We start from the raw sequence: 10,215 nt of genomic DNA, 5'->3' as shown, positions 1-10,215 counted from the left end.
CACCACCGTGGGTCCCTGGGGGGGACGGCGGAATTTCGGGGGGGGGGATGGCGGTGGGGGCTGGGCTGGGAGGGGCGGACACCACGACGGCCCCGCCCCCCCGATCGGGGACCCGGGTCCGTCGTGTGCGCGGGGGTCTGGCGGTGCGTACCGGCACCCGTCCGCCGAGGGTCAGCCGCCCGTCAGGGGGCGGGCGGCCGTGCCGCGCGTGACGCGCTCCGGGTGCGGCGGGCGGCGGCTGCCGACCGGGGTGACCGGGGTGCGCTCGGAACGGGTCGTGTGCGGGCCCGGGGCCAGGTGGTAGGCGGGCGCCCGGGCCGAGTGGGACGCGGGGACCGGCTCGGGCGCCGCGGGCTCGTCGGTGCCGCGGGCGGTGACCCGGACGGGCGTCGCGACGGGCAGGGCCGGCACGGGCGCAGGTGCGCCGCGGCGGGCCCGCCAGCGGTCGCGCAGGTCGAAGAGGGCGTCCTCGGCGCGGGCGATCAGCGGCTCGCACCAGGGCAGGGCGAGCAGGATCAGCAGGCCGGCGATCCAGCCGAGCACGACGTCGCTCAGCCAGTGCGTACCGAGGTAGACGGTGGTCAGGCCCACGCCCAGGGAGGTCACCGCCGAGATGGCGGACAGCCAGCGGCGGGCGCGCGGGGTGGAGGCCAGATAGGCCAGGATGCCCCAGGTCACGACGGCGTTGGCGGTGTGGCCGCTGGGAAATATGTCGCCGCCCAGACCCATCTCGTTGGCGCCGATGGTGGTGGCGTAGTGCGGTCCGAGGCGGCCCATGCCCAGCTTGGCGGCGCCGACCGTGATGTTCAGCAGCAGCAGGGAGGCGCCCAGGGTGAGCAGCGGGCGGAGCGTGTGCTGCCGCCAGGAGCGCCAGCCGAGCCAGGACGCGACCATCACGGCCGTCGGGCCGCGCTGGCCGAGGACGACGTAGTAGTCGAGGAAGGCGTGGATCCCCGGCCACTGCTGGTAGGGCCGGAAGAACATGACCTGCCAGTCGAGGCGGACCAGCCACGAGGTGACGACCACGGCCCACACGATCGCCAGATAGAAGGCCAGGGACGCGCAGAGCAGCACGACCCGGTGCCGGCTCATCTTCGGCACGTCGATGTGAGCCGGTCGTTCCGGCTCACGGTCGAGTCTGGCGAACACCCGGTCCAGACGGGTGAGGTTTCGTTTGGTACGCACCCAATCGACGTTACAGCGAGTGAGCTCAGTTCCCCGTCGAATCAGCGGCTTTGTGATGACGATGTGATGTGGGATTCCTCTCAGGGACAGGTTTATTTCCAGGGATTCAACAATCCCGGCTCGCGTGACCCTTCAATTCCTTTGATCATTCCGCGTCGCGGTTTTATTGCGCTTATGAATTCGTTCACCGAATCATGGGGTGGATTTATCCGGCCGCTCACGCAGGGCATCCGGTCGATCATGGCGGACCCGATCCGTTCAGCCAGAACGCCCCGTACGCGGCCGACGCCAGCGCGACGAGGCCCACCACCAGTGCCGACCTGCGGGTACGCAGCCTGGCCAGGGCCAGGGCGAGGGGGAACAGCAGGGGGAAGGCGGGCAGCAGCAGCCGCGGTTTCGAGCCGAAGTAGCTCGACGCGCACAGTGCGAGCGCGGTGACGACCCCGGCGTACACCAGAAGGGGGAGCGGCTGGCGCTGCCGCACGCAGACGACGTACAGCCGGACGAGCAGGGCGACCCCGAGGATCAGGCCGACGCCCGCCAGGGCCGAGGGGAACGCGGTGAACCTGGCGGCGACGAAGCGCGCGAAGGCGTATCCGCCGTCGAAGCCGTTGCGCCAGCCCGCCTGGACGTCGAGATAGCCGAGCGGGCCGCCGCCGGTGCGGTGGCCGACCCACAGGACGTACCCGGCGGCGCCGAGCGGGGCGAGGAACATACCGAGGGCGCACCGGGCCCGGACGCCGGGGGCGCGCATGGCGTATCGCGCGCCGCCCGCCTCCGGGTCGCGCCGGGTTCGGGCATCGGCCGCCGGATCGGAGGCGCGCTCGCCGGCGTGGGCGCTGCCCGCCCGCGACGTGCTCCGCTCCCGCACGAACGAGGCAATGCCCGCCGCCCACACCGCGGCGACCACGGCGAGCCCCACCGGGCGGGTCAGACCGGCCAGCAGGGCCAGGGTTCCCGCCGTCGGCCACCGGCCGGTCAGCACCGCGTACAGCGACCAGGCGGCGAGCGCGGTGAACAGGGACTCGCTGTACGCCATCGACTGCACGATCCCCACCGGCAGGACGGCCCACAACAGCACGGCGCACACCCCCGCGCGGCGGCCGTACACCTGGTCCGCGACCGCGAAGATCCCCCAGGCCGCGGCGAGCGAGGCGAGCAGGGAGACGGCGAAGCCCGCGTCGGCGTACGACAGCGGGCTGACCGCCGCCAGTGCCCGCTCCAGCCAGGGCAGCAGCGGGAAGAAGGCCAGGTTCGAGTGGACGTCGCCGTTAGGCAGGCGCACCTCGTAGCCGTAACCGAGCCCGGCGACCCTGGTGTACCAGAGCGCGTCCCAGCGGGCGGTCAGCAGGGTGTACGCGCTCTTGCCGCGCGCCGCGCTCCACAGGGCCAGCGCGAGCAGGCCCAGGGCGCGGACGGCCGCGTACCCGAGGAGGGCAGGGGCCGCCCGGCGCAGGGCCGTGCCGCCGGGCCGGGCCGCGCGCGTCTCAAGATCGGTCACGGGCCCGATTATCGACGGCGTACGCGCCCGGCCCGCGGGCCGGGGTGTGCCCACCGCCCAGGGGCGTGGCGTACGCCACACGGGTTGGGCGGGAGCTCTGAGAGGTCCGCCACTGGGCACCGGCTCGAACTCGCGTACATTGGCTCGTCACTCGCCATTCGCTGCGCGGGCCGGGGACCACCGCTCCTCCCCGGCCGAGTCACGGGGAGTCCCCGCCCCGTGAGCCCCGCCGAACGCGAGGGAACATCTGGGAGGTACGTACATGTCCGGGACGACCACGGCCGCCGCCGCGCTGCGCCGTCGGGCGGCCGGGGCCGGTGCCAACCGCTGGGTCGTCCTCGTGGTCCTCTGCACCAGCCTGTTGCTCGTCGCCCTCGACGCGACCGTGCTCCACGTGGCGGTGCCCGCGGTCACCGAGGACCTCAAGCCCGGCGCGATATCGCTGCTCTGGATCGTCGACGTCTATCCCCTGGTCTGCGCCTCGCTGCTGATCCTCTTCGGCACGCTCGGCGACCGGGTGGGCCGCAGACGGATCCTGCTGCTGGGATACGCCCTGTTCGGCGTCGCGTCCGGACTGGCGGCCCTCGCCCACGACGCCCAGGTCCTGATCCTGGCCCGCGCCCTGCTCGGCGTCGGCGGCGCGATGATCATGCCGGCCACGCTGTCCATCCTCCGCCAGGTCTTCCCCGACCGGCGTGAGCGGGCGCTCGCCATCGGCATCTGGAGCGCGGTGGCCGCGGTGGGCGCGGCGGTCGGCCCACTGCTCGGCGGCTTCCTCCTCGAACACTTCTGGTGGGGCTCGGTCTTCCTCGTCAACATCCCGCTGATGCTGGTCAGCCTGCCCGTCGGGCGGCTGCTGCTGCCCGAGTCGCGCGGGGCCGGCGACGGTCCCTGGGACGTGGTCGGCGCGCTGACGGCGGCCGCGGGACTGTTCGCGCTGGTGCTGGGCGTGAAACGGCTCGGGGGCGGGGAACTCGACGCGTTCACGGTGGTGCCGCTGCTCGTCGGCGCGACGCTCATCGTCCTCTTCGTACGCCGGCAGCGGCGGCGCACGCATCCCCTGGTCGACCTGCGCATGTTCGCCCGCCCCGCGTTCAGCACGTCGGTGGGCTGCATCGTGCTGGCGATGCTCGCGCTGGTCGGCCTGGAACTGATCGCGGCGCAGTACCTCCAGCTCGTGCTCGACCTGTCGCCGCTGGAGACCGGACTGCGGCTGCTGCCGCTCACGATCGCGGCGATGGCGGCGGGGCTGGCCGGAGCGCGGCTGCTGCGCCGGTTCGGACCGCGACGGATGGTGTGCGCCGGCTTCTGTCTGACCGCCGCCGCCGTCGTCCTGCTGACCGCGATGGGCGGCGAGGACAACGCGCGCCTGTTGCTCGCGGGGTTCCTCCTGCTGGGCTTCGGGCTGGAGACGACGCTGTTCGGTGCGTACGAGTCGATGCTGAGCGAGGCTCCACCCGAGCAGGCGGGCGGCGCGGCGGCGGTGGGCGAGACCTCGTACCAGCTGGGCGCCGGTATCGGCATCGCGCTGCTCGGCAGCGTCATGAACGCGGCGTACGCGCCGGGGCTCGCGTCCGTACCGGGCGTCCCCGCCGCGGACTCGGCCGCGGCGGGTCACTCCCTGGGCGAGGCGTACGACGTCGCCGGACGGCTCGGTGGCCCCGCCGGTGAGGCGCTGCGGCGCACCGCGCGGGACTGTTTCGTGCACGGACTGCACATGACCCTGCTGGTCAGCGCCGCGTTGCTGCTGCTGGGCGCGGTGATGGCGCTGCGGCTGCCGCGGGTGATGCAGTGCGAGGAGGCGGGACCGGCACCCGATCCGGGACCGGGACCCGAGCCGGCGCCGGGGTCGGTGGGGCTGCCCGCGCCCCGGGAGGTCGCGGAGTCCCGCGTCTCGGCGTGACCTGCGGCCCGGCGGTCCCGCGGTCCCGTGTCTCGGCGTGACCCGGCGTCCCCTGCCGCACGCGCCTCCCCCCACCCCGCCGCCCGTCTCCCGCTCGCCCCCACACGCCTCCCGTTCGCCCGCCCGCCGCCCGTCTCCCGCTCGCCCCCACGCGCCTCCCACCCCTCACCCGCCCGCCGTCGCCCCCGTACACGGGCCCGCGTACTGGACGTGCCGGGCACCGGGCCGTAACCTCGGGCCGGAGTCGTGACTAGCGCTGCTAGTTTTCAGTGTGCCGGAGGGTGTCCCCATGTCCGCGTCCTCGAAGTTGCCCCCGTTCGACCCCGCCGACCCGCTCGGCATCGACGACCTGCTGGACCCGGAGGACCTGGCCGTCCGGGACACCGTGCGCGCCTGGGCGGCGGACCGTGTGCTGCCCCATGTCGCCGACTGGTACGAGCGGGGCGAGCTGCCCGGCATCCGTGAACTGGCCCGCGAACTCGGCGGCATCGGCGCGCTGGGCATGTCGCTCACCGGCTACGGATGTGCCGGCGCCAGCGCCGTGCAGTACGGGCTCGCCTGTCTGGAGCTGGAGGCGGCCGACTCCGGCATCCGGTCCCTCGTCTCCGTGCAGGGCTCCCTCGCCATGTACGCCCTGCACCGCTTCGGCAGCGAGGAGCAGAAGCAGGACTGGCTGCCGCGGATGGCCTCGGGCGAGGCCATCGGGTGCTTCGGCCTGACCGAACCCGACCACGGCTCCGACCCGGCCGCCATGCGCACGTACGCCAAGCGCGACGGCGGGGACTGGGTGCTCAACGGACGCAAGATGTGGATCACCAACGGGTCGGTCGCGCAGGTCGCCGTCGTCTGGGCGCGGACCGACGAGGGGATCCGCGGGTTCGTGGTGCCGACCGGCAGTGCCGGGTTCTCCGCCCCGGAGATCAAGCACAAGTGGTCGCTGCGCGCCTCCGTCACCAGCGAGCTCGTCCTGGACGACGTACGGCTGCCCGCCGACGCCGTGCTGCCCGAGGTCGTCGGCCTCAAGGGCCCGCTCAGCTGTCTCTCCCACGCCCGCTACGGCATCGTCTGGGGGGCGATGGGGGCGGCGCGCTCCTGCTTCGAGACCGCCGTCGACTACGCGAAGTCGAGGGAGCAGTTCGGGCGGCCCATCGGTGGCTTCCAGCTCACCCAGGCCAAACTCGCCGACATGGCCCTCGAACTGCACAAGGGGATTCTGCTCGCCCATCATCTGGGGCGGCGCATGGACGCCGGCCGCCTGCGTCCCGAGCAGGTCAGCTTCGGCAAACTCAACAACGTGCGCGAGGCCATCGACATCTGCCGTACGGCCCGGACCATCCTCGGCGCCAACGGGATCTCGCTCGAGTACCCCGTGATGCGGCACGCCACCAACCTCGAGTCGGTGCTCACCTACGAGGGCACCGTCGAGATGCACCAGCTCGTGCTGGGCAAGGCGCTCACCGGACTCGACGCCTTCCGCTGACCCCCCGGTAGCGGGCAGGGCCGATGAGCGGCCCTGCCTCAGCTCTGGTTGAAGAAGCCGTCCGTCCGGTGCGGTGCCGGGTCCCCGTTCACGATCTCCGTGTCGGCGGGGGTCAGCAGGAACACGCGGTTGGACACGCGGTCGATGGAACCACGCAGACCGAAGATCAGCCCGGCCGCGAAGTCGACCACGCGCTTGGCGTCGGCGGCGTCCATGGCCGTGAGGTTCACGATGACGGGCACCCCTTCCCGGAACAGCTCGCCGATGGCGCGCGCGTCCCGGAAGCTGTCCGGAGTGACCGTGCCGATCCGGCGCTCCTTCGCCTCGGCGACCTCCGCGGCCACCTTCACTCTCGGATCGGTGACCCAGGCTTCCCCGGGCTCGGTCCCTTCGGAGTATCCGTCGTCGTCGTAGTAACGCTCGTCATCGTTGTCGTCAACGAGGCCCAGCCAGGCACTCGCCTTGCGCACCGATCCCATGGACGCCTCCTCTCACAGCGGTCATTCTTGCTTTCCGCATCCCTATGGTCATCCATGACGCGGACCGTGCGCCAAGTGGATAGACGCCGCGCGGGGGGTTTGTGACGGTACTGGTGCACAGCGAATACGTCGAGAGTCCGTGTGTCCCAAGGGTCGTTTCGCAAACAACTGCTGACTGTGAGTGAAATATGATTCTTCACGGCGTACGGGTGACGGGTGGAGCGTACGGGTGAACGTGGAGGTCGGTACGATGCGGCAGCTCAGCGCAGTCCAACGCCGCACGAACCTCGGGGGATCGTCGTGTTCGGAATCGTCAGGCCCTGCACCCATCGGCTCGGAGAGAGCCTCAAAGCCCAGTGGATGGCGCATTTGTGCGGGCTGTGTCTCGCGTTGCGCGGAGATCACGGGCAGTTCGCGCGTGTGGCCACCAACTACGACGGTCTTCTGGTCTCCGTTCTGACGGAGGCTCAGGGAAGCGGCGGCGAGGGGCGAACGCGTACCGCCGGGCCCTGTCCGCTGCGCGGAATGCGCACCGCGTCCGTCGCTCAGGGTGAGGGCGCCCGGCTCGCGGCGGCCGTCTCCCTGGTGCTCGCCTCCGCCAAGGTGCGTGACCATGTAACAGACGGAGACGGGCTGCTGGCCCGCAGACCGGTGGCGCTCGCCGCCCGCCGGGTCGCCGTGAGCTGGCGGAAGGCGGGGGCGCGGACCGGCCTGGACGTCGGGTTCGACACCGCCGTACTGGTCGACGCCGTGGAGCGGCAGACCGGCATCGAGGCGCTCGCCGGCGCCGGAACGCCGATCCTCACGGTGACCGAGCCCACCGAGACCGCCACCGCCGCGGCCTTCGCGCACACCGCCGTGCTCGCGGGACGGCCGGGCAACGCCGTGCCGCTCGCGGAGGCCGGGCGTCTCTTCGGGCGGCTGGCGCACCTCCTGGACGCCGTGGAGGACCAGGCCGCCGACGCCGCGTCGGGCGCCTGGAACCCGCTCACGGCCACCGGCACCCCGCTCGCCGAGGCCCGGCGCCTCGCGGACGACGCGCTGCACGGCATACGGCTCGCCCTGCGCGAAGTGGCCTGGGGCCCCGGCACGTCGCCGGACCGGCGCAACGCCGACGGGAAGTTGGCGCACCTGCTGCTGGTGCACGAGCTGCGGCGCTCGGTGGACCGGGCGTTCGGGGTGTCGTCCTGCGGACACACCGCCCCGGTCGCGGATGCCGCCCCCGAGGCCGCCTTCGGGCCCCCGCAGCCCGGCGGGCGCCCTTCCCCCCAGGGCCCGCACGCACCGGGAAACCCCTACGGCGACAACCCCCACGGCGGGAATCCTCACGGCGGCGATCCCTTCGGCGGCGAGCCGCCGCGGCCCGGCAGGCGCGGGTTCTGGTCGGGGTGCGCGGTCGCCCTCGGGCTGTGCTGCACCTGCCGGGTGTGCTGCGCCGACGAGTACGAGGGGCCGTGGTCGCGGCAGCGGCGCGAGGGGTGGTGCGGCAACTGCGACTGCTGCGACTGCTGTGAAGTCTGCGAGTGCTGTGAATGCTGCTCGTGCTGCGACTGCGGGCTGTGAGGGAGCGGCCGGAGCACGACCCCCGCAACCGGACCAGGCAGGGCGAACGAGTGGCGCACAACGGGAATCGGTGGAGCGGCCACGACGGCTGACGGTGAAGGCTTCCCCAAGCTTCCCGCCCGGATGAACGGTGACGAGCCGCCCGACGTAGAGCCGGATATGTTCGCGAAAGGATCAGCGAAGGGGCCGGGGACCGGGCAGCCCACGTCCCGGCGCTCCGACAGGATCGTGCCGCTGGCGGTGAAGATCGTGGTCAGCGGCGGGCTCGGGGTGGGCAAGTCGACCTTCATCAGAGCCATTTCGGAGATCGACCGCCCGCTGGAGACGGAGGCGCCGATCACCCAGATGTCGGTGGGCGTCGACTCGCTGGCCGGCGTCGAGTCCAAGACCACGACGACCGTCGCACTCGACTTCGGCCGCGTCACCCTGGACCCCACGATCGCGCTGTACCTGTTCGGCACCCCCGGTCAGGACCGGTTCTCGTTCCTGTGGGACGACCTGGTGGAGGGTGCCCTCGGCACGGTGGTCCTCGCGGACACGCGGCGGATCGAGGAGTGCTTCCCGGCGGTCGACTACTTCGAGCGGCAGCGGGCGCCGTTCGTCCTCGCCGTCAACCGGTTCGACGGGGCCGCACGGTTCGAACCTGACGAGGTCGCGGCCGCGTTGGGGCTGGACGCCGAGGTGCCGGTGCTGGAGTGCGACGCGCGCGACCGGGCGTCCGTACGGGATGTGCTGGCCGTGCTGATGGACCGGGTCGCCGGGGCACGCGACACCGCGCGGCGGCCCTCCGCCGTCCTGCCGCGTGAACACCCCGGGCCCCCGCGCACGCCGCCCGGCGCCGCGGCAGGCAACGGTCGCCCCGTCGCGACGCCCGGCACGCCCTCTCACCGCACCGGCCGAAAGCCCCCGTACGTCCAGTACGGGGACTTCCGTCCGGCACACCGAGAGCACGCACCGGACGCCGCTCCCTGACGGGCAGACGTCGCCCGTCGCGGCCCTAGTCCTTCAGTTCCGGCGGGGAGATCCGGGACTCGTCGATCGCCGAGCCCGTCGTGCCCCACTTCTTGAGGATCTTGGCGTAGGTGCCGTCGGCGATCAGGCTGTTCACCGCCGCCTGGAAGGCCGGAGCCAGCTTCGTGCCCTTCTTGAAGGCGAAGCCGACGTCCAGGCGGTGGAACTCGTTGAGGAACTTCACGCCCTCCTGCTGGGCGACGGCGTAGCGCAGGCCGTTGATGGTGGACATCACGATGTCGCTGCGGCCCTGCTGGAGCGAGGACCAGATGGCCCCCGACTCGCTGTACGTCTGCACCTTGTACGCCTTCTTCCCCGCGTCGCCGCACAGGTGCTTGTTCTCCTCCAGCGTGGCCTCGAAGGTGGTGCCGGCGCCGGTCGCGATGTTCAGGCCGCACAGCTGCTTCAGGTCGGTGACCTTGCCGAGCTTGCTGTCCTCGCGGGTGGCGAAGCCCTGGCCGTCGTTGATGTAGGTGACGAAGTCGATCGTCCTGCGCCGCTCCTCGGTCACGCCGAAGTTGCTGGCGCCGAAGTCGTACTTCCCGCTGTCGAGCGCGGGCAGGATCGCCTCGAAACTCGCCTGCTCCGTCTTCAGCTTGATGCCGAGAACCTTGCCGACGGCGTGCGCGAAGTCGACGTCCTGGCCGGTCAGGGTCTTGCCGTCGTCGAGGTACGTGGTCCCGGGCGGCGTGCCGCCGACGGCGACCGCGAGGGTGAGGCCGCTCACGCCGGACGGCAGCAGCCGGGCCGCCGCCGCGTTTTTGCGGACGGCTGAGACGACGTCGGTGGTGGGGATCTTGTCGGCCCTGGCGGCGCCGTTCGCGGCGGTGCCGGTGGAGTCGTCCGAGCCGGAGCCGCACGCGGTGAGGAGCAGGGCGGCCGAGGTGATCAGGGCGAACGGGGCGAAAAGCCGGTGGCGGGCATGCGTCGGCGTACGCATCGTGAGCGGTCTCCTGTGGGCAGAAGGCGGGAAGCGCGAGGCGCGGGGGGGGGGGGGGGGGGGGGGGGGGGGAGGGGGGGTGGGGGGGCTGGGTGGGGGGGGGGGGGAAGGAACTCGACGACGGCACGCACACCCTGCGCGTCGCGGCCGACG

General features: G+C 72.5%; 7 protein-coding genes and 1 pseudogene. 4 read left to right on the top strand and 4 right to left on the bottom strand.

The annotated features are described in order from the left end of the window. Positions 1-171 precede the first annotated feature (171 nt). Positions 172-1,185 (bottom strand): phosphatase PAP2 family protein, encoded by a 1,014-nt coding sequence (locus tag AC07AZ_RS33155; RefSeq protein WP_478854389.1) that lies wholly within the window; start codon positions 1,183-1,185, stop codon positions 172-174. A 238-nt stretch (positions 1,186-1,423) separates the two neighbouring features. After that, the gene (locus AC07AZ_RS33150; protein ID WP_478854387.1) at positions 1,424-2,686 is read right to left on the bottom strand and encodes a hypothetical protein; all 1,263 of its coding nucleotides are present in this window, start codon (positions 2,684-2,686) and stop codon (positions 1,424-1,426) included. A 262-nt stretch (positions 2,687-2,948) separates the two neighbouring features. On the opposite strand from AC07AZ_RS33150, the gene AC07AZ_RS33145 reads away from it, so the two are divergent. Further along, complete coding sequence (locus AC07AZ_RS33145) at positions 2,949-4,589, top strand: MFS transporter (RefSeq protein WP_478854385.1); 1,641 nt, start codon at positions 2,949-2,951, stop codon at positions 4,587-4,589. Between the two features lie 289 nt (positions 4,590-4,878). Then, entirely contained in the window at positions 4,879-6,069 is a 1,191-nt protein-coding gene (locus tag AC07AZ_RS33140; RefSeq protein WP_478854383.1) for an acyl-CoA dehydrogenase family protein, read from the top strand. A 38-nt stretch (positions 6,070-6,107) separates the two neighbouring features. On the opposite strand, the gene AC07AZ_RS33135 is transcribed toward AC07AZ_RS33140, so the two are convergent. After that, on the bottom strand, positions 6,108-6,548 hold the full coding sequence (locus tag AC07AZ_RS33135; protein WP_356039793.1) for a cell division protein SepF: 441 nt from the start codon (positions 6,546-6,548) through the stop codon (positions 6,108-6,110). A gap of 300 nt (positions 6,549-6,848) precedes the next feature. On the opposite strand from AC07AZ_RS33135, the gene AC07AZ_RS33130 reads away from it, so the two are divergent. Then, positions 6,849-8,111 carry a DUF5685 family protein gene (locus AC07AZ_RS33130; RefSeq protein ID WP_478854381.1) on the top strand — a complete coding sequence of 421 codons (1,263 nt, stop codon included), beginning with the start codon at positions 6,849-6,851 and terminating at the stop codon, positions 8,109-8,111. Positions 8,112-8,270: 159 nt separating this feature from the next. Next, positions 8,271-8,903: pseudogene (locus AC07AZ_RS33125) on the top strand (GTP-binding protein); the annotation flags it as partial. 205 nt (positions 8,904-9,108) lie between these two features. Here the strand turns inward: AC07AZ_RS33125 and AC07AZ_RS33120 are convergent. Then, entirely contained in the window at positions 9,109-10,062 is a 954-nt protein-coding gene (locus AC07AZ_RS33120) for an ABC transporter substrate-binding protein (RefSeq protein WP_478854379.1), read from the bottom strand. Between the last annotated feature and the right edge of the window lie 153 nt (positions 10,063-10,215).

Source organism: Streptomyces sp. NPDC043878, from assembly GCF_056435735.1.
This window is presented reverse-complemented; position numbering and strand designations above follow the sequence as displayed.